Origin of the sequence: Rahnella inusitata (assembly GCF_003263515.1) — a bacterium.
Taxonomy (GTDB): Bacteria; Pseudomonadota; Gammaproteobacteria; order Enterobacterales; family Enterobacteriaceae; genus Rahnella; species Rahnella inusitata.
The window spans coordinates 1-22,343 of record NZ_JYDE01000008.1 but is presented as its reverse complement, the minus strand read 5'-3'; the positions used below and the strand labels follow the sequence as shown (position 1 = coordinate 22,343).

Here is a 22,343-nt window from a genome sequence, read left to right as displayed (position 1 = left end):
CCCGCCGCCGATGTTTTGCCCTTTTGTTTGAACACCGCACCCGCAGCGGCCGACGGATGGAAACATTCTGGATCGCCGCCTCGTTACTGAGCGTCGTGGTATTGTTTTTCGAATCCAGCGCGAGCGATCTCTTTCCCAATACGCCGGACATTCTCTGGCGCTTCGGTTTGCTCGAGCTCGGCTTCACCGCGCTGTTTAGCGTGGAGTACGTGTTACGGGTGTTGTGTTCCCCCCGTAAAACGCATTATCCGGTGAGCTTCTTCGGCATTATCGATCTCTGCACTGTTTTACCGATGTACATCTTATGGATGATGCCGTCACTGGCCGGTGCTACCGATCTGGTGGTTCTGGTGCGATTACTGAGGGTTCTGCGCGTACTGCGCGTGCTGAAACTCCTGCGCTATATGAATGATGCCGGTATCCTTTGGCGCAGCCTGATGCGTGCGCGGCGCAAGCTGAGCATCTTCTTCGGGTTTGTGGCGATCATTCTTTGCCTGTTCGGCGGGCTGATGTTTGCGGTGGAAGAGGGCAAGGATGGCTTTACATCGCTGGGCGCGTCGGTGTACTGGGCAGTGGTCACGCTGACCACGGTGGGTTACGGCGATATCACTCCGCATACGGCGACGGGCAGAATGCTGGCTTCTATTCTCATTTTGTTGGGCTATTCCATCATTGCCGTACCGACCGGAATTTTGACGGCTTATATGTCACAAGAGTTGGAAAAGGGGCGGGCGGCCCGTTCTTGTCAGAATTGTCTGCACTCCGGGCATGAATCTGATGCAAAATTTTGTGCGCACTGCGGCGCAGTTCTTGATTCAGATAGATCTCAACCTGTTGATAAATAGACCTATAGTTGCTCAATGATTGTACTGACTGGTTCATAAAAAGACTATTTTTCGGCTTTCCCTCGACATTGCGTTAAAAAGAGTTGCTATTAAATGGCAGTCATGAGTAAATACGTCTCGGCCTGTGGTACAGACCTATTTATGCACGACATCCTGAGTAAAGTTGTTCCAATTTAAAGCGTTATCCATGATAACCCTGCTCTGACGAATTTCCTTCTTAGTGCCTCCATAAGTAACGACTGAAATCCGGCTATAACATGCCCATGGTGGCGAAATTTATTTTTAAAAGGTAATTCTTATGTCAATGATGAAAGGTCAGGTTAAGTGGTTTAACGAGTCTAAAGGCTTTGGCTTCATCACTCCTGCTGACGGCAGCAAAGATGTGTTCGTACACTTCTCCGCTATCCAGGATCAAGGTTTCAAGACCCTGGCTGAAGGCCAGAACGTACAGTTCACTATCGAGAACGGTGCTAAAGGTCCGTCTGCGGCTAACGTTACCGCTATCTAATTTTGCTTCCTCACTGTTTCAGTGATAAAGCAAGATGACAAAAACCCGCTCATGCGGGTTTTTTTACGTCTGTCGTTTGTGGAAAGGGCAAAAAAATGCCCGCAACGTGGCGGGCAAAAATATTTCTTATGACATTCATTACGTACTCCCTCGGGGGTGAGCACGCTGAGATTATAAAAGAAATAACCGTCAGGATTCTGGCGCTAAATAGTTAAGAAATTGAAAATGAGTTTTCCTGCGTTATCTTCGGGTTTTTTACCCGCTTTCACCTCCCACCGTGCTTTTCTCCGGCAGTCTGTACTACAATAAAGACAATTGAAAACCATGGGATAACCTGATGAAAGTTAATGATCTTGTCACAGTAAAAACAGACGGCGGCCCGCGTCGCGAAGGTAAAGTACTTGCTGTAGAAGAGTTTTACGAAGGTGTGATGTATCTGGTCGCGCTGGAAGATTATCCGGCAGGTATCTGGTTCTTCAATGAAGGCGATACTAAAGACGGAACCTTCGTCGTACCGCGAGACAGCGAAGCCTGAATCTCGCCGTAGTTATCACTTCCATAAAAAAAACACCGGAGACATCGCTGCCGGTGTTTTTTTGTCTGCGGTTCAGTAAAGCGTATTGCCGTCAAAAATCAGAAGGTTTCCCAGTTCTGCTCGGTGTGGGTGCCTTTGTCTGCACGTGGAGCGCCCGGCAGGACGCGTGCAGCGGGTACACGATGTACCGCCGGACGCTGTGCAGTATCAATCTTAAACACTGCAACCGCCTGCGTCAGGCGTGCTGCCTGCTCTTCCAGAGACGCGGCGGCGGCAGAAGCTTCCTGCACCAGCGAGGCATTTTGCTGCGTGACTCCATCCATTTCAGACACCGCCAGGCTAACCTGACTGATCCCCCGGCTTTGCTCATCGGATGCCGAGGCGATTTCGCCCATAATGTCGGTGACGTGGCTGACCGCCGTCACAATTTCAGACATCGTGGTGCCTGCATCGCCGACCAGAATGCTGCCTTCGCCAACAAAATCCACCGATTCTTCGATCAGTGATTCGATCTCCTTCGCTGCCTGTGCGCTGCGTTGTGCCAGATTACGCACTTCGCTGGCGACTACCGCAAATCCACGACCCTGCTCACCGGCGCGGGCGGCTTCTACCGCAGCATTCAGCGCCAGAATGTTGGTCTGGAAGGCAATGCTGTTGATAACATTGGTGATTTCGGCAATTTTGGTCGAGCTGCGGGAAATGTTTTCCATGGTGCTGACCACGTTGGCGACGATTTCTCCGCCTTTTTGCGCTTTATTCGACGCTGCCGCCGCCAGTTTGCTGGCGTGATGGGCGTTTTCGGAGTTCTGCTTCACGGTAGCGGTGAGCTGTTCCATGCTGGCGGCGGTTTCTTCCAGCGCGGCAGCCTGCTGCTCGGTGCGGGAGGAAAGGTCGGTGTTACCAGAGGCAATTTCGGTCGAGCCCTGATAAATCGACACCGCGCCTTCGCGTACGGTCAGCACGGTGCTGGCCAGCGAATGCTGCATGTGATCGACATTGCTGCTCAGCACGCCGATTTCATTCCGTCCGTTGTTCTGCGCAGGTTGTGTGAGATCGCCTTCGGCTATCTTCTGGATACGCACCACCAGACGGTTCAGCGGATTGATGATCACTTTACGCATCACCAGATAGGTGAAGAACGTCAGCACCAGTGCCAGAAGGAAAGCGCCGCCCATTAGGGCATAACCCAGCGTGGCATCATGCTGTGCTTTATCGTTGATTTTATTGGCGGTTTCGGTGCGGTAAGCAATCGCAGCCAACAGCGGAATATTATTGGCCAGATCCAGCTCACGCACGGTTTCTGCTTCCTGAGAAATCACTTCCTCAAAATGCGCCTGCTGCGCGGAAGCCATCATCGGTTCCATACCCTGCGTCATGTACGCGACGTAGGATTTTTTCAACGGTTCATCGAGTGCCAGATCGGTGGCATTTTTGCCTGGACGGTTGATGTAAGTATCAAAAGCCGTCTGCGATTGTTTAAGACGGCTGGCGGCGTCGGTGAGGTTCTTTTTGAAGACGTCCTGATCGCCGACGCGCGCGGCCGCAGCCGCCTGAATCAATAACAAACGCGCTGTGCGCAGGTGATTGGAACTGTTCGACAGCGCCAGACGGATTTGCAACTCCTGCGTGGCATTGGATAACGCCGCGTTACTTTGTTTGAGGAAGAAACTGGAGGTGCCGATGGAAACGGCAAACAGGAACAGGATCCCCACTAAAATCTGGCTGATCAGAGTGATGAGGCGAATATTGCTGATAAAAGAGGTTCTGGTATTTAAATTTAAAGGAGTATCCATTTTTTTCCGCTCTGTTAATCCTGTTCACCGGCGTAGAAAGTCGGTGAGTGACAGCGATATAGGGTCTGCCTGCGGGCAAGTCCTGTCGTGACGAAAACACGCCATATAAGGACATCGGCAAATCAGCGCGGAGATTGAGTTTATATTTGCGACGCGGATCTCATTTCGCAACTTTGTGTAGCTTTCTACAGGCTATGCAAATGCATAGCCTGTAGGAATAGCTGGAAATGGAAGAAAACTATCGGACATAAATACCGTCTGTAAGCTGATCACATAAACGAACAACGTGGTAAATAATGTGTTTGTTCGGTGATTTTATTTTCCGCTTTATATTTCCTTTATAAGACGACACTGTTTTGGTTTTTATTTGCAGCTTGTCCGAAATTTCAATGGTGCCATCCCCCGACATCCACATTCTCAGCATCGCCGATTCAGAACGGCTGAGCATGACGGGGCGGATATCCAGTACACCGCTGCTGGCAGGGTTTTGCGCCTGCGGCAGCCGCGGGTGATTCAGCAACTGTTTGAGGGTTTCAGCCTTAATGGATTTCGAGGTGATAATCACGTTCTTGCGAACGAAAACGTATTCTTCAAAATGAATACGTGTGCTGGACATAAAAATAAAAAATAGTGTGTCGGAATATTCAGTAATCAGCGCTCGCAGGCGAGATTTACTGTCCGCATTGGGTTGCATGCAATCTTCATTAATAAACACCACTGACGGATTCAGATTACTGCAACTTTTTTGCAGTTGGTCGAAGTGGCTGACGTAACAGATGTCATGGTCAACGGCGAGAAATTGCTGCAATCCAATACGGGTAAAACGGCAGGGATCTAAGATTATCGTTTGCATAATGAGTCCTCACAGGACGTCCTTGTTCGGCGTAATGATTGGATTCGAACGTAAGAAATCTCAAAAGCACACAGAATGTGCTGACTCTCTTTTTCGCATGAAAAATACGCAGTTTCAAAGTTTTTTTTAGCGTTTAAAGACAGTTAGCGAATTAGATTAATTTGGTTTATGTCAGGATTTACTTTGTGACTGAACAAAAAAGCGAGGGAATTAAGACTAATCCTAAAGGATGTAAGGACATAGCAGGAATACTTATTAACAGATGGGTGATTATAACGTCTGGGAATACTTAGCACTGATATGAAGAGGCGCAAAATGCTTCAAAACAATTCACGCATTGTAAACGGCAAGTTAACAGGACGCGATGCAGGCCACCGCGTCCACAAAATTTACCAGTACGACTGCCAGCATTGCGTCAGGCGCACCAGCGCTTCGACATAAAAATAGTCTCCCCAGCTGCAACATTCATCCACGCCTTTACCGCTCGCCATGTGATACACCGAATGCTTAAGCAATCCGTCACAATCTTCCTCATCGCCCACGAGGTAATTGTCGGTCAGGGAATCCATAATGCGCAGCGCCATTTCTTCATAGCAGGCACGCAAATCGTCGGTAGCGGGCAGGGTGGTGGCCAAATCCAGCAACCCGCAGACCGCAATCGCCGCCGCCGAACTGTCGCGCACGGCATCGGTGCCGAGCAGGGCTAAATCCCAGTGACACACGTCGTCTTCGGGTAAACGATTGAGGAAGTAATGCGCCAGCCGACGCGACAGTTCGACCTGACTGTCATCGCCAGTGTAGCGATAACTGAGCAGGAATCCGTAGATCCCCCACGCCTGTCCGCGTGACCAGCAGGAGTCATCGGCGTACCCCTGATGCGTATTGCCGAAACGCGGTTCGCCGGTCACGGTATCCATGTAATACGTGTGGTACGTCGAGGCGTCCGGGCGAACGATATATTTTGCTGCCTGTTCTGCATGTGCGCGGGCGGCCTCGGCGAAGCGCGGTTCGCCGGTTTGTTCACTCGCCCAGTACAGCAGCGGGAGGTTCATATTGCAGTCGATGATCATCCGCCCGGCCTGTTCCGGATCCTGCAAATCGCCCCATGCCTGAATGATTTTTGCTTTAGTGTTGAAGCGTTCCATCAGGGCTTCAGCGGCCAGCAGCGCGAAGCCGCGTGCCTGACGGTTGCCGGTCAGTTTATACGCGCTGACGCAGGATAAACTGTAAAGAAAGCCCAAATCATGCGTCGCAGTATCAATGCGATTGGCGATGCGATTACCAAATGATGTCACCTGTTTTTCCGCTGCGTGACGGTAGCGATCGTCGCCGGTCATCTCCCATGCCAGCCACAGCTGACCGGTCCAGAAGCTGGTGGTCCATTCGACGTTGTCGGTCAGTGGATAGTGGCCGTTTTCGCAGGTTTCCGCCGGAAATTTATCGCCAAACTTTTCCACGTTGCGGGAAATCTTACTCAGTACCGTCCGGCGCGCCCGCTGCATTTTTTCGGCAAAGGCAATCCTGTCTAACTGATTCAGTTCGATCGGCAATAAATTCTCTTTCGCGATGTTCATCGTCATAGGTTCTCCCGTTTTCTTTTCAGTAAGAAATTCAATGTTTCAGTGTTTGGCTGGGGTCAGTTCGGTCAGCTCATCCGGCGATTTCTCCGGGGCGGGCGTGCCATCGCGGCGGCTCTGGCAGGCGGATAACGTGAAGGCTGATACCAGCGTGAAGAACAGCGCGATACCGCCCATAATCAGATAGGTGTGTTCAAATCCGATGCGCTGATACAGGTAACCGGCAGGCGGAGCTATCACAATCGAACCGACGTAAATCATCGCCTGATAACCCAGCAGGTACATGGTGGCGTTGACGCGTTTGCTGAAATGCTCGGCGATATATTTGAAGACCGAAATCAGCAGCAGAGAAATTTCCAGCCCGTAAAAGGGTTTGATGATCGAGATAAGCAGCGGGTCGTTGGTCAGTCCGGAGGCAATCAGACGAATACCCACCACCGCTCCGACCATCAGCAGACCCTTTTTGGCGCCAAAATAGTTCACCAGGAACGGGATAGCCATCATCATCAGGAATTCAAAACCGGACTGCACAGTGCTCAGATAGCCGTACCACGCGTTGCCTTGCTCTTTTGTGTCAAAGAAGGTGACGAAGTAGCGCGAGAACTGCTGTTCAGCCACAAACATCATCCAGGCAACACCGGCAACGTACAGCGAGAACATCCAGAATTTGCGGTTTTTCAGCAGCAGGATCACATCGCTGAACACGATCTTTTGTTGTGCGATCACGTCGTTATTTTTCAGCTCTTCACTGCCGATTTTAAGCGACAGCAACACGCCCAGCATGACCAGCGACGTTGCGCTGCTCAGGCCGAAGTTCCACGCCGGAGAGAGGTTAAACAGCACGCCGGAGAACGACGCGGCCAGTGCCCAGCCGAGCGATCCCCACATCCGGACCTGCCCGAACTCCATGTGATACAGACGGCTGAAGCGATCGGCGTAGGATTCCGACGCGGCGACACCGGCGTACCAGCCGAGGCTGAGATACAGCGCGCCGACGATAATGCCAGTCATCAGATGGCTTTCAAGCAGCGGCTGATAAACAAAGATAAAGAACGGCGCCATCAGCGCGGACACCAGCACGACAAAATAGAGCAGGGATTTGCTCATGCCGATCTTGTCCATAATGTAGCCGTACACCGGCTTCATGATCACCGCGAAAACACCGTTAATGGCAAAGACGGTACCGATGCTGATGCTGTCCAGCCCGGCCTTTTGTCCCAGCCACAGGGCGTAGAGCCCGAAGCTGGAAGACCATGTGAAGAAATACAGGAATATAAAGCTACTCATTTTATAGTAAGCCGATTTACTGGCTGTTTTTATGGCTTTCATAGTGACTCCTGAAAGATCTGCCGTTATTGACTAAAGAGTGTCAGACCAGCGAAATCTGGCCGCTCTGCCCCTGATATTGCCAGTGCAACCAGTCGCCCTCGTGGGTGATCTCCGGTACGGCCAGCGTGCTGATGTCCTGACTCGCCGAGGCGCAAACCGCGCTTATCAGCCAGTGCGAACCGGCGGGGTAAGCGCTTTTAAGCAACGGAATGACGGCGGTTTCGGCGAACATAATGCTGCTGTTGGGAGGCGTCACGACCGTGGAGGCTTCGCGCAATGCCTTGTCATCTGCGCCGACAATCCGACTGATGCCGTTGCGCGCCGTCACGGTAATCGCCTGCTGACCTGCAAAAATTTCAGCTTTTGTTGTCGGATCCTGGATCACTGCAAAGCCACCTTCGGCGGTATCAAGCGGACGCTGATTTTCCAGATGATGAATACGCAGATGCCAGTCACCGCAGGGAACCAGCCAGGTGCGCACTGAGACGTCCTGCCACGGCAGCCAGCGCGAATAAATGAATGATTCGGTTATCCGCGTTTCCACACAATCGCGACGTCCGCGAAAATACCCGTCACCTTCGCAAAGCATCAGCATCGAGTCGCAACCGGCGTGATTCAGCCCGTAACGGCCACGATCGAGCGTGAAACCGAACTCACTGGAATAGGCGAATTTGGTGTACTTGGCTTCGGTGTTGACGAAGTTATTCAGTTCCAGTTGCCCGGAGGTCAGCATCACCACGTGCTGACTTTCGTCGTCGCGCATCAGGATCTGATTCGCGTGAGGAATGCAGTGTCTACGCGCAAGTTCTGGCAGCGGTGCTTCCTCCGCCTGCCAGAAAGCCTCCTCCTGAGGCAGCGCGAGGATCAGAAACAGTTTGCACGCCCAGTAAGGCGAGCCCGGTGCGTTGTAGTCTTCAGCCATCACCAGATTCGGCGTGTGATAGCCAATACTCAGCACACCGTCGCGGTCAAAAATCGGCTGTTTCAGCCAGTGGCGCAGATGGCGCAGGATCAGCCCTTTGATGACGCCCGGCGTAAACACTTTGAGCTGGCTGTACGCCGCCGCACTCCAGAAAGCCGCTTCGGCAAAGCGATAGGTCAGGCTGCGGCCAAACGGCACGGCCTGACCGCCGGCGGAGAACAGGGTGATAAAGTCTTGTGCAAACAGCTCTGCCCGCTGGCGCAGCATATAAGCGCGGGGGGCATCCACATCTGCCATATTTTGCGCGTACAGTAAGCCGTAATAATGGAACGCCATGGAAATGTAATAATCGCGCGGCCTGCCGGGGCCGTCGGAATACCAGCCATCCCCCAGATAATAGGCTTCCATCAGGTCAAAGCGGGTGGCGACGGCGTTGCTGTCCCATGGCAAACCGGCCTTCTTGAAGCCCATCTGCACCATGATCGGGAAGAAATTCCAGTTGTTATTGGGGATCACTGCATCGCGCCCCTGATCCAGCCAGTCGGCCAGATTTTGCTGTTCCTGCGGCGTAAAATGCTGCAACAGACGCTTTTCCAGCAGCGCCAGCCCGACGCCAAACGCCGCCATTTCGACGCAGCGCTGATCGAAATCGCGGATTTTTCCCCAGTACTGCGGATGTTCCGGGTCGGTGCCGTGGCGAATAGCATCAAGATAGAAGGGCAGATCGGCGCATTCGCCGCCGCCGGCCAGCAGCGGGAAAATTCCCCACAACATGCGCGACAGCGCTTCCATTTTGGCAATCTCTTTGCCGTAGTGGGTGGTGGAATTCCCAAGGTCGATGCCACTTTCGCCTTTTTGGGTATAAGGCGACACCGCCGAGAGCAGGTCATTCAACAGATATTGCACGTCATCGCGAGTACGCAGCGGATTATCAGTATTCACTTTATTTGGCGTCATAAAAGCTCTCCCGGTGAGGTGTTAAGGGACCGGTAATTAAGGTTTTTATAATTTGAAATATTATTTCAATTCTCTGTGTCGCGATTGAAATATAGAGAAATGGAAAATGCTGATTGTTACGGGGCTCACAGAATCATGCGAATTTTTAAATTGTCATGGCGAATTTGGCGGTAAAACGGCTTAAATTATAAAAAACAGACCGAAAATTGTGTTTTGTTGTCATCCGCACTGTCGATGAAAGGAAAGAACGAATGCCGGTATCCGATTATCTGGAACGTATTGCCCTTAATGAACGTCAGGTTTCTTTTAATCGCATGAGCCGCGGCAGCGCCAATTATTTCCACTGGCATCAGTGTCTGGAATTGCTGTTTGTCAGCCGGGGCTACGGCATCGTGATCGTCGATAATCAGCAATACACGTTAAGGCCGGGCAGGCTGTTTGTATTTCCGCCCTTCAAGCTGCACAAAGTGTTTGTCGAAGCGGACGGCAATAATGCCTACGAGCGCACCACTATTCATCTCGACCACCTGCTGCTCGACGGCTGCCTTCAATCTTTCCCGCAGCGCCGCGCCCGTTTCGCGCGGTTATGGGATGCGGATCGTACTGCACACATTTTTGACCTCAGTGATTTCGCACCGCACATTGAAATCATCCTCGAGCAGTTCAATCAGCTTTCCGAACAGCAGACACATCAGTGGGAAGAGATAGCCATGCTGGTATTACAGCTGATGGCGTTTATGCCTGCGCAGGAGGACACGCCGAAAAACATCAGCCGTACGACGGCGTCAAAAGTGATGCAGTGGATTGAAGAAAATTATGAGCAGAAGTTTGCGATGGCCAGCCTCTCGGCGGCGGTGGGACTTTCAGAAAGCTATATTTCGCGGGTGTTCGGGCAGGAAACCGGCGGATCAATTCAGGATTATCTTGCCACCCGCCGGGTGAAGCGTGCCTGCGAATTGCTGCGGACAACTGACCGCCCGGTGGAAAGTATCGGGTTACAATGCGGATTCGCCGACGCGCCGTACTTCATCACCCGTTTCAAAAAGATGATAGGGAAAACGCCGCTGCAATATCGCAAAGCGGCGTTTTCGTTGTTGCAGTGAGATAATTACGCCTTCTGCCAGCTTGCCGGAGAAGCGCCGAGCGGGGAAGCGGGCAGACTCCAGCGCCACGACGTTTTGGTGAGCGACACGGGGGGAAGTAACCGCCAGCCTGCGCCCCAGACGGTGTGTTCCGGTTGCGGCGAAAAGTCATCTTCACCTGCTGCGTTAATCACCGGCTGCTGTGTCGTATCATCCACATCGAACGTCGTCAGTTCATGTGCCGTCCGCGCCAGCGATACCCGTGTTTCACTACCCTGATGGGTAGTGACGCGCTGCGCCAGCCCCTGAATCACCGCCGCCGCCATCAGGTATCCGGTGACGTGATCCAGCGCCTGAACCGGCAGTGGCACCGGTTGATCACTGCCCGATTGCTGCATACCAAACTCTGCAATTCCGCAGCTCATCTGCACCAGACTGTCGAATCCGCGACGTTCGCGCCATGGCCCGTTCCAGCCGTAGGCGTTCAGACAGACATCGACCAGACCAGGCGACAGCGCACGCTGCTGCTCGCTGCCGTAGCCGAGTTTATGCAATGCTCCCGCGCGATACCCGTGAACAATAACGTCAGCCTCGCGCAGCAACGTTTCGAAGCGATGCCGGTCCTGTGGATTGTGCAGATTCAGCCGGGCGCAGTGTTTACCCAGCGTGACGTCCGCTTCCTGGCCCGGCTCGTCCCAGCCAAAGGGATCGATGCGCAGCACGTCCGCGCCCAGCCCCGCCAGAAAACGCGTGGCGACGGGACCGGCGATAATCCGGGTCAGATCCAGAATGCGCACGCCCGCCAGCGGACGATCCGCTTCTAACGCCCAATGCGGCGGCGCGGCAGGTGCGCAAAGTGAACGCTGAAACAATGGCTCATTTTCCAGCGATTTTCCCTGCACATGGTGCTGCCAGTCACTGACACTGAACATCTGAGCGGCACAACCTCCCGCCTGGACCACCGCCTGTTCCAGCTCCGCTTTCTTCCACCGGGCAACCCGTGGCGCCAGCTCCTCGCGGCTGTTGGCCTTACCGAGCACCGTTTCGACCACTTTGCGATGCGCAGGCGCGTTGGTGTGCAAACGGATCCATCCGTCGGCGGTGGCGTAATCGCCCGCCAGACTGTCCCAGGCCGGAGGAAGCGCCCAGCCATCAGGTTTCAGGCTGCTTTTACACCAAAGCGATGCCAGCCGCCGGTCCACGGTTACGGCATCCGCGCTGCCGTGTTGAAGGGATAACAAATGCGACAACGCCTGCGCGGCCACCGCGACAGAAGCGGCGATAAGCGGAGTCACCGGATAGTAAGCTGGCAGATTTCCTTCGCCGGTAACAGAAAGAGCAGCGGGCAAGGATTCGTCACCGGTCAGCTGTGCGTAAAGTTCGCGGGTTTTTTCCCGGATGATCTCACTGGACATGCTGGAACTCCTGAGTGCGGGGCAACTGTTTTGAGATATTTGTATTTACAAATTTATAACATTTTGAACAGTGTGCGCCAAATAAGGGAGTGAGTAGTTAAGAATTAAGCGGTTTATCCCGGTGCCCGCAACAGAATGCTCCTAAAACACCCGCAATCTACGCACCAAAACAGCGCACTTTAAACGCTTTAAACCGGCGTTTTTGAAAATACCCTCAGCCCCTGACATACGGGGGCTGAGCGGTGTGTGATGTGCTTACTTTTACAAGCAAAATATTAGCTGAATGCATTCAATTTCTTATACTCGGCATGTGAATTTTACGTTAGCCTTAGGGTCGAAATTTTTGAACACCGCGGGGGCGGCGCCCTGAGGCGATGCCCCCAGATTTTTTGCCCAGTACAGGAAACGATTCTGGCATGGAACGAAGAGCATTTATTCAAGCTTCAATGGCATTCGCCGCCTGGTGCGGTGTGCCGGCTATGTCCACACTGTTCACCCGTTCCGCTGAGGCGGCAGAGGCGAATGTGGCTGACGGTGGCGAACTGCCATTTGATTTCAACGCCCTGCAAAAGATGGCGAAGGACTTAGCAGATAAACCTTACGGCGGTGCGCCGCTTCCTTTACCTAAAACGCTGGCCGAGCTGACGCCGCAGGCCTACAACGCCATTCAGTACGATCACGCCCATTCGCTGTGGAACGGTCTTCAGGACCGGCAGCTGGACGTCGAACTGTTCCATGTCGGCATGGGCTTCAAACGCCGTGTGCGCATGTATTCCGTCGATCCGGTTAAACATCTGTCGCGCGAAATCCATTTTCGCCCTGAACTTTTCAACTATCACGATGCTGGCGTAGATACCAAGCAGCTTGAAGGTTTTTCCAACCTCGGGTTCGCCGGTTTCAAGGTCAACAAAGCGCCGGAACTGACGCGTCGTGACGTGGTGTCTTTCCTGGGGGCGAGTTATTTCCGCGCGGTGGATGATACCTATCAGTACGGTCTTTCAGCGCGCGGTGTGGCGGTGGATACCTTTACCGATCAGCCGGAAGAGTTCCCGGATTTCACTGCCTTCTGGTTCGATACGCCCAAACCGGGCGACACCACATTCACGGTCTATGCACTGCTGGACGGCCCGAGTATCACCGGTGCCTACAGGTTCGTGATCCACTGCGAACCGACCCGCGTGGTAATGGAAATCGAAAACCATCTGCATGCCCGTGAAGACATTAAACAGCTGGGCATCTCGCCGATGACCAGCATGTTCAGCTGCGGCACCAGTGAGCGTGGCCGCTGCGACACCATCCATCCGCAAATCCATGACTCCGACCGCCTGCAAATGTGGACCGGCAACGGTGAATGGGTCTGTCGTCCACTGAATAACCCGAAGCGTCTGCAATTTAACGCCTTTGCCGATAACAGCCCGAAAGGGTTTGGCTTGCTGCAACTCGACCACGAGTTCAACAATTATCAGGACGTGATTGGCTGGTACAACAAGCGGCCAAGCCTTTGGGTGGAACCGGTGGGTGACTGGGGGAAGGGCGCCGTTAACCTGATGGAAATCCCGACGACCGGCGAAACGCTGGATAACGTCGTGTGCTTCTGGCAGCCGGAAACCCCGGTCAAAGCCGGTGCAGAGTTCAGCTTCAGCTATAAATTGTTCTGGAGCGGCACGCCGCCGCACCGCAGTCCGCTGGCGAATGTGCTGGCGACCCGTACCGGTATGGGTGGATTCCCGGAAGGCTGGGCACCAGGGGAAAACTATCCGGCGGTCTGGGCGCGTCGTTTTGCCATCGATTTTGTGGGCGGCGAGCTGAAAGCCTTTGCGGATAAAGGCATTGAGCCGGTGATTAACGTCTCTCACGGCAAAATCCAGAATATAGAGATTCTGTATGTGCAGCCGTTCGACGGTTACCGGATCCTGTTTGACTGGTATCCGGACAGCGATTCTGTCGCACCGGTTGAGCTGCGTATGTTCCTGCGCTCCGGCCAGACCGCGCTGTCTGAAACCTGGCTGTATCAGTATTTCCCGCCGGCGCCGGAAAACAGAAAGTATATCGACGATCGCACGATGAGATGATCCCCTTTATCCTCCCTGCAACTCGCAGGGTTGTGGGGATTCATCATTCCAGATAACAGAAAGCCCCGATTCGCTCGGGGCTTTTTGCTTTTCTACTGTCTTGTTTATGCAGAAGAACCGGACACAGGATCTGAATGGGGTAAAACAAGAGCACTGCGCTGACTAAGGCGGAGACGGCAATCAGAACGCCTTGACCAGCATGCCTGTTTGCGGCTGTTGCTGAGGATTTCTCAGCGCCGCGTCGAAAGATTTTTCGACTTCTTTCAACTGTTGCAAGAATTCGTGTGGCGAGAACTCGTGTGGTTTGCTGCTCATATAGGCCAGGGCCAGTTCTTTGGCGTTGTAACGTTGAAAGTTATACATGCTGTTCCTCATTCATTTCAGAAGTTAGTAAAGGTGTGGCTAACAGCAAGCTGGCTGACTTAAAACGACGGACCTTTGCTTACGACGTGCTGCCAATGAGGTGCATTTTACGGGAAAGATTGATAAGTGAAAGTCGGTGGTGTTTATGTATTTGATAGTTGAAACCTAACAAAGGCAGTCATATTGGTTGTGAAGTCGAATAGTCTTTTTTGGTGATTAATTCATCAGTAGACTATATTTTTCGTGGGGATAAATCATCCTGATAACAAATAAAATTTCTTGGCAAGTCATGCTGTTAATGTGAATTAAAAGGGTGGGCGAACCGGGCTGACTGCGTTACCTTTAAATGAGTCATTCACATCAACATTGTCTACGAAAAGAGGTTTTTATCATGAGTAAATTTATCTTTTCTTCGCCAGGAAAATACGTTCAGGGAAGCGGTGTGCTGGATGAGTTAGGGGAATATTTACCGGCGCTTGGCGGCAAATCTTTCCTGATTGCTGATGACGTGGTCTGGGGCATTATCGGTGACCGCGTCAAGGCATCACTGAAAAAGGCGCAGGTCGAATTCCACTACGAGCGTTTTAACGGTGAAGCCTCTGCCAGTGAAATTACCCGTCTGGCGGGCATTGCGCGTGATGCCGGAACGCAGGTGGTGGTCGGTCTCGGTGGCGGTAAAACCCTTGATACCGTGAAAGCCATTGCCGATGAGCTTAAGCAAAACGTGGTGATCGTCCCGACCGTTGCCTCTACCGATGCGCCATGCAGCGCGCTCTCGGTGATTTACACCGATGAAGGTGTGTTCGAATCCTACCGTTTCTACAATAAAAACCCGGATCTGGTGCTGGTTGATACCCACGTCTGCGCGCAGGCACCGGTACGTCTGTTCGCCTCCGGTATCGCCGACGGCCTGGCGACCTTTGTCGAAGCGCAGGCAGTATTGCGTTCCCATTCACATTCAATGGTGGGCGGTGACCCGACCATTGCCGGCATGGCGATTGCCGAAGCCTGTGAAAAAACGCTGCTGACCTACGGCTACAGCGCCTATACCGCCGTCGAGCAAAAACTGGTCACGCCCGCAGTGGAAGCCGTCGTTGAGGCCAACACGTTGCTGTCGGGTCTGGGCTTCGAAAATGCCGGTCTTGCAGGCGCGCATGCGATCCACAACGGTTTTACGGCGATTTCCGGTGATATTCACCACCTGACGCACGGCGAAAAAGTCGCTTATGGCACGCTCACGCAGATGGTGCTGGAACAGCGTCCGGACGAAGAAATCGCGAAGTACGTGCGTTTCTACCGCGCGATCAAAATGCCGACCACGCTGAAAGAGATGCATCTGGAAAACGAAACTTTCGCCAATCTGGTGAAAGTGGGTGCGCTGGCTGGCGGGGAAGGCGATACGCTCGGCAACCTCAATCCCAACCTGTCGCCGGAAGACGTCGCCAGTGCGATTCTGGCCGTGGATGCGTTCAGTAAGTCTGTGAAGTAAGTTTTTCTGTCCTCCCCCCGTGAAGGGGGAGGACGTCAGGTTCATTACATCCGTTCCATCACCCAGGGCAACACCACAGGCAGTTGCGAGAGCAGATACAGCACCAGCCCGATAAATGCACCGACCAGCGTGCCGTTGATGCGGATAAACTGCAAATCCTTGCCGATGTTCAGCTCTATCTGGCGGGACATATCACGCGGATCCCAGCCTTTGACCGTATCGCTGATGTGGCGGGTGAGGAATGCGGCGAAGTCCGGGGCGACTTTCCCAGCGATGGTTTCCATTTGCAGATTCAGTGATGACCGCAGTTTTTCATCCTGCGCCAGCGCGTTACCCAGCCACTGGCCGGACTCGGTGACTTTGGCCAATACCCGTGAATCCTCGTTTTCTAAATCTTCCTTCAGCCAGTTGCGCATATCGCCCCACAGTTGCAGCACGTAGGCGTTCAGCTTCTCGTCATCTTTCAGATACTGTTTAATTTCTTCGGTTTTCTGCGCGGTCGCCGGATCGTTTTGCAGTTTCCATATAAAGCTCTGTACCGAGCGATCAAACCCTTTGCGGAAGGCGTGGGTTTTGTCGTTACCCATATCGTCGAGCACCGAATTCACCGCATTAGATACCATATCCGCGCCGTTGCGCCCCAGCCAGCCGGTCGGCAGCAGCCTGGCAGTCATCGGATGTTCGCGCTTCATCCAGCCTACGATCTGCGCAGAAATAAACGTCCGGGTGCTGTCTTTGGCCAGCAAAATCTCCAGCTGATCCATTGCCTGATCCAGCAATTCCTGATGGCGGCCATTTTTGGTCAGACTTTCCAGCAGCGTGGCAATGGAGGCCGACAGGTCGATTTTGTCGATCACACGGTATATTGCGCGGCGAATGAGCTGTGCGATGCGCTGGTCATCGGTGACATCCAGAAAGCCACGGATCAACTTCACCGCATATTTGGCGAAACGCTGCGCGTTCTCCGGCGCATTCAGCCAGTCGGTAAGCATCTGTGCCGGATCATGCTGGCGGATCAGGTTAATGAGGGTGGCGGGTGCGAGGAATTTCTCCTGCACAAAGACCGCCAGATTGTCGGCGATTTTGTCTTTATTCCGGGGGATGATCGCCGTATGCGCGGAAACAAACGGCACCGGCACGCGGCGAAAGAGTGCCACGACGGCGAACCAGTCGGCCATTGCGCCAACCATCGCTGCTTCGGAAATGGCTTTAAGCCCAGAAACCCAAAAGTTCGGCGGCAAAAAGAGGGTGATGACGAACAAGGCCGCAGCAATCAGCAGCAGCCCCAGTGCGTTACGTTTACTTCGGCGAAGTTCTTGTTCTTTATCCATTGCCCCAGTGTAGGAAGCGAAAAGCGGGCTGTCAGCTTTTTTTCCGGATGTTACAGTAAGTTGATAAAATGAGAATTATTCTTGATATGACACAAGGTCTCATTAAACTGCCTGCAATCCGTTTTCAGGCATTCACAATGAGAGCATTTCATGGAGTTGTTACGCGTCGTTTTTAAGCAGTATCGCTGGCCGTTTTTAGGCGTCATGTTGCTGAGCCTGCTCAGCGCCGTACTGGGCATTGGCCTGATCGCTTTTATCAATCTCAAACTGATTGAAACGACGAACGCTTCGCTGATGGTGTTACCGCAGTTTCTCGGATTGCTTCTGTTGCTGATGGCGGTCACGCTCGGCTCGCAGCTGGCGCTGACCATTCTCGGGCACCACTTCATCTACCGCCTGCGCGGGCAATTCATCAAACGTATTTTAGATACCGATATTGAACGCATCGAGCAAATCGGCAATGCGCAACTGCTTGCCAGCCTCGGCAGCGATATTCGTAACATCACATTGGCGTTTGTGCGACTGCCGGAGCTGGTGCAGGGGATTATCCTGACCATCGGCTGTGCGGCGTATCTCGCGTGGCTGTCGCCGGAAATGCTGCTGGTGACGGTCATCTGGCTGGTGATCACCATTGTCGGCGGCTTCAAACTGGTCTCGCACGTCTACAGCCATCTGGCGAAAGTGCGTGATGCGGAAGACAAACTGCAAACCGATTACCAGAAAGTGATCGAAGGGCGTAAAGAGCTGGCGCTCAACCGCGAGCGCGCGCGTCATCTGTTTGATGATGTCTATCGCAAAGACGCTGAAGAGTACCGCCACCATATTATCCGCGCTGATACCTTCCATCTAAGCGCCGTAAACTGGTCGAATATCATGATGCTGGGCGCGATCGGCCTGGTATTCTTTATGGCCAATACGCTCGGGTGGTCGAATACCGACGTCGCCGCGACCTATTCCCTGACGCTGCTGTTCCTTCGCACGCCGATGTTGCAGGCGGTGGGCGCACTGCCGACGTTACTCAGCGCTCAGGTAGCGTTCGGTAAACTGAAAGCCCTGAAGCTTGCTGAGTATGATGAAGCCTTTACGCCGCCGTTAGCGCCTGCGCGCTGGCAGACCCTGGAACTGCGCGATTTGGTCTTCAGCTATGAAGGCAAAGAAGAAAGTGCCGGTTTTGGCGTCGGGCCGCTCAATCTGACCATCACGCGCGGTGAACTGGTGTTCCTGATAGGCGGCAACGGCAGTGGCAAATCGACCATGGCGATGCTGCTGACCGGTCTCTATCAGCCGCGTTCCGGGCAAATTCTTCTCGACGGCGTGCCGGTTACGGCGCAGAACGTCGAACAATATCGCCAGATTTTCTCCGCCGTGTTCACGGATTTCCACCTGTTTGGCCAGCTGATGGGCCCGCAGGGCCAGACGCCGGATCCTTTGCTGGTGGAAGACTGGTTGCAACGCCTGAAAATGAAAGAAAAACTCCAGATAAACGGCAACGAAGTGACCAATCTGCAACTCTCCGCCGGGCAGCGTAAACGTGTCGCGCTGTTGCTGGCCGCAGCAGAAGGGCGTGATTTCCTGTTGCTCGATGAATGGGCAGCCGATCAGGATCCGCAGTTTCGCCGTACGTTCTACCGCGAACTTTTACCGCAGCTGCGCGACATGGGCAAAACCGTGCTGGCAATCAGCCACGATGACCACTATTTTGAACACGCCGATCGTCTTTTGGAAATGCGACAGGGTAAACTTAAAGAGCTGCACGGGCAGGATCGCGCTGACGCCAGCCGTGATGCAGTCGCACAAATCGGCCTTTAAGCGCCGTTTTCTGACATAAAGGAAAAGTCATGAACTGGAATGAAGTGATGGTATGGGGCATCAGCGGCGTGGTGTTGGCCGTGTTGATCAGCTTTTTACGTAAAAAGGGCAAAATCGGTCGCCTGCCCGGTATCATCCTGTTCTTAGTGGTCATTATCGGCGGGAATATTTTATGGAACGCTGTGATCAAACCGCGCGTCATGGGGGAAAGCGAAGAGCAGAAAATCGATCAGGCGCTCGCTGAACTGCCGCTGTATGGCACCATCAAAGCGCAGGAGCCGGCGCTGTACGCACAGATCCGCAGCAATATTCTGAAGATGAAAAAAGACGGCAAACCCCAGCAGGAAGCCATTGATACGGTCAAGCCGATGGTGTCCGAACTGCTGTCGAAACGCATTGTTCATGCGCCAGATGCCGCCGTGAATGCGGCCATGCAGGTCAATCTCGAAGAAATGCAAACTCTGCTGGCGCGCAAAGACGGCACCTGCTTTAAGTTTCTCTATCCGCAGGTCAGCGGCGGGGTGAATACGGCAGAAGTGCTGCCACCGGCGCTGTTTAGCAAAGATCTCAGCACCATGAATGATTTACTGCTGGCGACCGGCCCGCAACAGAGTGAGTTTCCTGCTGCGGTTAGCACAGAAAAAGTCATTCTGATGATGGCACCGGTGCGTCAGGCGCTCGGAAACATGTACGGCGACCAGTTGCAGATGTTCAGCGACCTGACTAAGCCGGACGTTGATCGCGAGAAAGTGTGCGAGATTTCCATCAGCCTGTATTCCGGCATTCTGGCCCTTCAGCCAGCGGACTCTGCGGCGATCCTGCGCCAGATGTTAGGTAAATCCAACTGATCCGCACGGACAGTGCGCGTCCGCGTGCTGTCCGCTTAATGAACCCGGCTGACAAACAGATAATCCCTACTACTTTTCCCATTAAGAACAGGTATTCTTAGCCGCAGAGTCAAAAACAATAATTCCCCGAACTTCCGGAACCCTTTTTCTATGCAAAAATTTTTAAGAATGCCGCTGTTACTGGCATTGTTGTCATGTCTGATGATGACGCCCGCGCTGAGTCAGGCTGATGAAGCTACCGGGCAATCGGCGGCGGCTCAGCCGGTCAAAGTGAACGCCAGCACGGCGTTGCCTGCGCTGCAAAAACGTTTGGACCAGCTGAAACAACAGGTCTCGGCGGCCAAAACCGACAAGAAATTCACCGGCCTGAACGACGGCGCGCAAAAGCTTGCCGAAGACGCCGACAAACTGGCCGTGGCGCTGGCACCGCAGCTCGAAGAGGTGCAGGCGCAGCTGGACGTTCTCGGCCCGGCACCGGCGGCAGGCACGCTGACCGAAACCCCTCAGGTGGTCAGCCAGCGTAATAAGCTCAACAACAGCAAGACGCTCCTGACCACGCAGATCGAACAAACCAAAGGCATCGCCACCGGTGCGCGAAACCTGTCTTCCCAGATTTCTGGCATGCGCCGTGATGCGCTGAAGACCCAAATCGCGCTGAACACCGGCAGCGTTCTTGGCGGCAATTTCTGGTCGCCGCTGATTACGCCTAATGATGACGATGCCGCGCGTTTCGATGATTTTGGTTCACAGGTTCATGACGCCTGGACACAGGCGTGGAGCGAAGACTGGCGGGCAGGCACCGGTATTTATCTGTTGCTGGCGCTCGTGATTGGCCTGTTTGGACGCAAGTTGCTGGACCGTCCGATGAACTGGATCCTGCCGCGCTGGTTGCCTCACGGACGTTTTCGCCGCAGCTTCCTCGCGTGTTTCACCACGCTGAGCACCACTTTTACGCTCGGCATCAGCGTGCAGCTTCTGTGTTACATCTTCACGCGGCTGCCCGACACGTCGCAGTGGGTGAATGAGTTTGCCGAACAGCTGGTCGAGCTGACCTATTTCTCCGCTGTGATCGCCGGTCTGGGTATCGCGCTGCTGTCGAACAGCCATCCGTCATGGCGTTTGCCCGGCATTGCAGATCCGCTGGCGAAAACGCTGGGTTCATTCCCGATCCTGCTGGCGTCCTTTATTTTCCTGTTCGGTATTATCGAACAGCTGAATAATCTGGTCGGCGCGAGCATTGCCGCCACTTTGTTTGGCAACGGTTTAGCGGCGTTGCTGGTGGCGCTGAACTGTCTGATTGCGCCGGTTCGTGTGAACCGGATGCGCCGCAAAATGCGCGCCGACGGCGAGCAGACGGAAGCGCGTTCAACGATCGCCGGACTTATCCATCTGCTGATAAGCCTCACGGCATTCGTCATTCTTATCGCGTTGTTGATTGGTTACATTCCTCTGGCGCGTTTCGTGACCTTCGAACTACTGTGGATCGGTCTGGTGGTCAGCAGCCTGTATCTGCTGATCCACTTCTGGGTGGATTTATGTGAAAGCGTATTTTCTGACACCACACATAGCGGCAAAATCCTTAAAAGCACGCTGAGCGTTAACGATCGCCATCTGTCGCTGGCGGCCACGCTGTTCTCGGCAATAGGTAAAACCGCACTGTTGCTGATGGCCGCCGTCGCGCTGCTCAACGGGACTTTCGGGACGACCACGCCGCTGGAATTGCTCAGTAAAATCGTCGACATGTGGGGCGGTAAAGGCCTCGAAAGCCTGAACATTATTCCTGCTCATGCCGTGAATGCCGTGCTGTGTCTGGTGGTGGGCTGGTACGTCCTGCGCTCTGCCAAACGCTGGCTGGATAATGATTTTCTGCCAAAAACCATGATGGATCGCGGGATGCGCGCCTCGCTGGTGACGCTGTTCACCAACGTCGGTTACGTGCTGATCATCATGCTGACGCTGTCGTCGCTGGGTATCGAATGGAACAAACTGGCGTGGATCGTCAGCGCCTTGTCGGTCGGTATCGGTTTTGGCTTGCAGGAAATTGTGAAGAACTTCATCTCCGGCCTGATCCTGCTGACCGAACGTCCGGTGAAAGTAGGCGATTTGATCAGCATCAGCGGTGTGGAAGGGGATATTCGTCGGATCAACGTCCGCGCCACGGAAATTCAGCTCAGTGATAAATCTACGGTCATTGTACCGAACTCGCAGCTCATCTCGCAGAACGTGCGTAACGCCACCATGGGTAACGCGCAGGGCGTCGCGACCATCGTGCTGACCTTCCCGCTGGACATCGATCCTGAACAGGTCCGCACACTGTTACTGGATGCCTACAACCTGCACGAATCCATTCTGGAAAACCCGCCGCCGTCTGTGAGTTTCAAAGAGCTGGGCCCGACCGGCATTGTGTTGAGCGTCACCGGCTACGTCAACAGCCCGCGTATGGTGGGCGGAACGCGCAGTGACTTGTTGTACGAGATTTTGAAAATGCTGCGTGCCGCGGAGATCAGTTTGAGTCAGACGCAGACCATGGTGCTGGAGCAGCCATTGGCGAAGATCGCAGCGGCTGAGGATGAAGCCTAGTTTAACCCTTAAAACGCTTTGCTCCTCCCCCTGCG

At 53.7% G+C, this 22,343-nt stretch carries 17 protein-coding genes; 9 read left to right on the top strand and 8 right to left on the bottom strand.

All coding sequences use genetic code 11. The features are described 5' to 3' along the window. The first annotated feature begins 56 nt into the window (after positions 1-56). From TU92_RS05350 to dsrB, 3 genes are all read left to right on the top strand, one after another. Positions 57-845 (top strand): ion transporter, encoded by a 789-nt coding sequence (locus TU92_RS05350; RefSeq protein ID WP_244207835.1) that lies wholly within the window; start codon positions 57-59, stop codon positions 843-845. 298 nt (positions 846-1,143) lie between these two features. Further along, positions 1,144-1,353, top strand: a complete 210-nt coding sequence (cspE, locus tag TU92_RS05345) for a transcription antiterminator/RNA stability regulator CspE (protein ID WP_013575246.1) — start codon at positions 1,144-1,146, stop codon at positions 1,351-1,353. A gap of 337 nt (positions 1,354-1,690) precedes the next feature. After that, positions 1,691-1,888, top strand: a complete 198-nt coding sequence (dsrB, locus tag TU92_RS05340) for a protein DsrB (RefSeq protein ID WP_112165037.1) — start codon at positions 1,691-1,693, stop codon at positions 1,886-1,888. A gap of 98 nt (positions 1,889-1,986) precedes the next feature. Here dsrB and TU92_RS05335 read toward each other — a convergent pair whose 3' ends face one another. The 5 genes from TU92_RS05335 to TU92_RS05315 all read right to left on the bottom strand — a co-directional run bounded on the left by TU92_RS05335 (position 1,987) and on the right by TU92_RS05315 (position 9,319). After that, positions 1,987-3,681 (bottom strand): methyl-accepting chemotaxis protein, encoded by a 1,695-nt coding sequence (locus tag TU92_RS05335; RefSeq protein ID WP_112165035.1) that lies wholly within the window; start codon positions 3,679-3,681, stop codon positions 1,987-1,989. Positions 3,682-3,919: 238 nt separating this feature from the next. Next, the gene (gene rcsA / locus TU92_RS05330; protein ID WP_112165033.1) at positions 3,920-4,534 is read right to left on the bottom strand and encodes a transcriptional regulator RcsA; all 615 of its coding nucleotides are present in this window, start codon (positions 4,532-4,534) and stop codon (positions 3,920-3,922) included. Positions 4,535-4,923: 389 nt separating this feature from the next. Next, positions 4,924-6,114 (bottom strand): glycoside hydrolase family 88 protein, encoded by a 1,191-nt coding sequence (locus TU92_RS05325; RefSeq protein ID WP_112165031.1) that lies wholly within the window; start codon positions 6,112-6,114, stop codon positions 4,924-4,926. Between the two features lie 39 nt (positions 6,115-6,153). Next, positions 6,154-7,440: an oligosaccharide MFS transporter gene (locus TU92_RS05320; RefSeq protein ID WP_112165029.1), complete on the bottom strand. Its 1,287-nt coding sequence runs from the start codon at positions 7,438-7,440 to the stop codon at positions 6,154-6,156. 40 nt (positions 7,441-7,480) lie between these two features. Further along, complete coding sequence (locus tag TU92_RS05315) at positions 7,481-9,319, bottom strand: DUF2264 domain-containing protein (protein WP_112165027.1); 1,839 nt, start codon at positions 9,317-9,319, stop codon at positions 7,481-7,483. Positions 9,320-9,570: 251 nt separating this feature from the next. On the opposite strand from TU92_RS05315, the gene TU92_RS05310 reads away from it, so the two are divergent. Beyond that, complete coding sequence (locus tag TU92_RS05310; RefSeq protein ID WP_112165026.1) at positions 9,571-10,422, top strand: AraC family transcriptional regulator; 852 nt, start codon at positions 9,571-9,573, stop codon at positions 10,420-10,422. Between the two features lie 5 nt (positions 10,423-10,427). On the opposite strand, the gene TU92_RS05305 is transcribed toward TU92_RS05310, so the two are convergent. Further along, complete coding sequence (locus TU92_RS05305) at positions 10,428-11,816, bottom strand: CoA transferase (RefSeq protein ID WP_112165024.1); 1,389 nt, start codon at positions 11,814-11,816, stop codon at positions 10,428-10,430. 416 nt (positions 11,817-12,232) lie between these two features. On the opposite strand from TU92_RS05305, the gene TU92_RS05300 reads away from it, so the two are divergent. After that, on the top strand, positions 12,233-13,888 hold the full coding sequence (locus TU92_RS05300; protein WP_112165022.1) for a glucan biosynthesis protein D: 1,656 nt from the start codon (positions 12,233-12,235) through the stop codon (positions 13,886-13,888). A 180-nt stretch (positions 13,889-14,068) separates the two neighbouring features. Here TU92_RS05300 and TU92_RS05295 read toward each other — a convergent pair whose 3' ends face one another. Beyond that, complete coding sequence (locus tag TU92_RS05295; protein WP_112165020.1) at positions 14,069-14,251, bottom strand: hypothetical protein; 183 nt, start codon at positions 14,249-14,251, stop codon at positions 14,069-14,071. Positions 14,252-14,642: 391 nt separating this feature from the next. Between TU92_RS05295 and TU92_RS05290 the strand changes: the two genes are divergently transcribed. Then, positions 14,643-15,740, top strand: a complete 1,098-nt coding sequence (locus TU92_RS05290) for a glycerol dehydrogenase (RefSeq protein ID WP_112165018.1) — start codon at positions 14,643-14,645, stop codon at positions 15,738-15,740. Positions 15,741-15,784: 44 nt separating this feature from the next. Here the strand turns inward: TU92_RS05290 and TU92_RS05285 are convergent, their stop codons facing one another. Further along, positions 15,785-17,071 (bottom strand): DUF445 domain-containing protein, encoded by a 1,287-nt coding sequence (locus tag TU92_RS05285; RefSeq protein ID WP_112165016.1) that lies wholly within the window; start codon positions 17,069-17,071, stop codon positions 15,785-15,787. Between the two features lie 150 nt (positions 17,072-17,221). Here TU92_RS05285 and TU92_RS05280 point away from each other — a divergent pair, with 150 nt between their 5' ends. The 3 genes from TU92_RS05280 to TU92_RS05270 all read left to right on the top strand — a co-directional run bounded on the left by TU92_RS05280 (position 17,222) and on the right by TU92_RS05270 (position 22,308). Then, positions 17,222-18,880, top strand: coding sequence for a multidrug ABC transporter permease/ATP-binding protein (locus TU92_RS05280; RefSeq protein WP_112165014.1), 1,659 nt, complete (start codon positions 17,222-17,224; stop codon positions 18,878-18,880). A 29-nt stretch (positions 18,881-18,909) separates the two neighbouring features. Then, positions 18,910-19,728, top strand: coding sequence for a DUF2905 domain-containing protein (locus TU92_RS05275; RefSeq protein ID WP_112165012.1), 819 nt, complete (start codon positions 18,910-18,912; stop codon positions 19,726-19,728). A gap of 150 nt (positions 19,729-19,878) precedes the next feature. After that, positions 19,879-22,308: a DUF3772 domain-containing protein gene (locus TU92_RS05270; RefSeq protein WP_112165010.1), complete on the top strand. Its 2,430-nt coding sequence runs from the start codon at positions 19,879-19,881 to the stop codon at positions 22,306-22,308. Positions 22,309-22,343: the final 35 nt, after the last annotated feature.

Bases quoted from the DNA above. Each gene is read 5' to 3' on its own strand.
- TU92_RS05350 (WP_244207835.1), top strand. From the start codon at position 57: ATGGAAACATTCTGGATCGCCGCCTCGTTACTGAGCGTCGTGGTATTG.
- cspE (WP_013575246.1), top strand. From the start codon at position 1,144: ATGTCAATGATGAAAGGTCAGGTTAAGTGGTTTAACGAGTCTAAAGGC.
- dsrB (WP_112165037.1), top strand. From the start codon at position 1,691: ATGAAAGTTAATGATCTTGTCACAGTAAAAACAGACGGCGGCCCGCGT.
- TU92_RS05335 (WP_112165035.1), bottom strand. From the start codon at position 3,681: ATGGATACTCCTTTAAATTTAAATACCAGAACCTCTTTTATCAGCAAT.
- rcsA (WP_112165033.1), bottom strand. From the start codon at position 4,534: ATGCAAACGATAATCTTAGATCCCTGCCGTTTTACCCGTATTGGATTG.
- TU92_RS05325 (WP_112165031.1), bottom strand. From the start codon at position 6,114: ATGACGATGAACATCGCGAAAGAGAATTTATTGCCGATCGAACTGAAT.
- TU92_RS05320 (WP_112165029.1), bottom strand. From the start codon at position 7,440: ATGAAAGCCATAAAAACAGCCAGTAAATCGGCTTACTATAAAATGAGT.
- TU92_RS05315 (WP_112165027.1), bottom strand. From the start codon at position 9,319: ATGACGCCAAATAAAGTGAATACTGATAATCCGCTGCGTACTCGCGAT.
- TU92_RS05310 (WP_112165026.1), top strand. From the start codon at position 9,571: ATGCCGGTATCCGATTATCTGGAACGTATTGCCCTTAATGAACGTCAG.
- TU92_RS05305 (WP_112165024.1), bottom strand. From the start codon at position 11,816: ATGTCCAGTGAGATCATCCGGGAAAAAACCCGCGAACTTTACGCACAG.
- TU92_RS05300 (WP_112165022.1), top strand. From the start codon at position 12,233: ATGGAACGAAGAGCATTTATTCAAGCTTCAATGGCATTCGCCGCCTGG.
- TU92_RS05295 (WP_112165020.1), bottom strand. From the start codon at position 14,251: ATGTATAACTTTCAACGTTACAACGCCAAAGAACTGGCCCTGGCCTAT.
- TU92_RS05290 (WP_112165018.1), top strand. From the start codon at position 14,643: ATGAGTAAATTTATCTTTTCTTCGCCAGGAAAATACGTTCAGGGAAGC.
- TU92_RS05285 (WP_112165016.1), bottom strand. From the start codon at position 17,071: ATGGATAAAGAACAAGAACTTCGCCGAAGTAAACGTAACGCACTGGGG.
- TU92_RS05280 (WP_112165014.1), top strand. From the start codon at position 17,222: ATGGAGTTGTTACGCGTCGTTTTTAAGCAGTATCGCTGGCCGTTTTTA.
- TU92_RS05275 (WP_112165012.1), top strand. From the start codon at position 18,910: ATGAACTGGAATGAAGTGATGGTATGGGGCATCAGCGGCGTGGTGTTG.
- TU92_RS05270 (WP_112165010.1), top strand. From the start codon at position 19,879: ATGCAAAAATTTTTAAGAATGCCGCTGTTACTGGCATTGTTGTCATGT.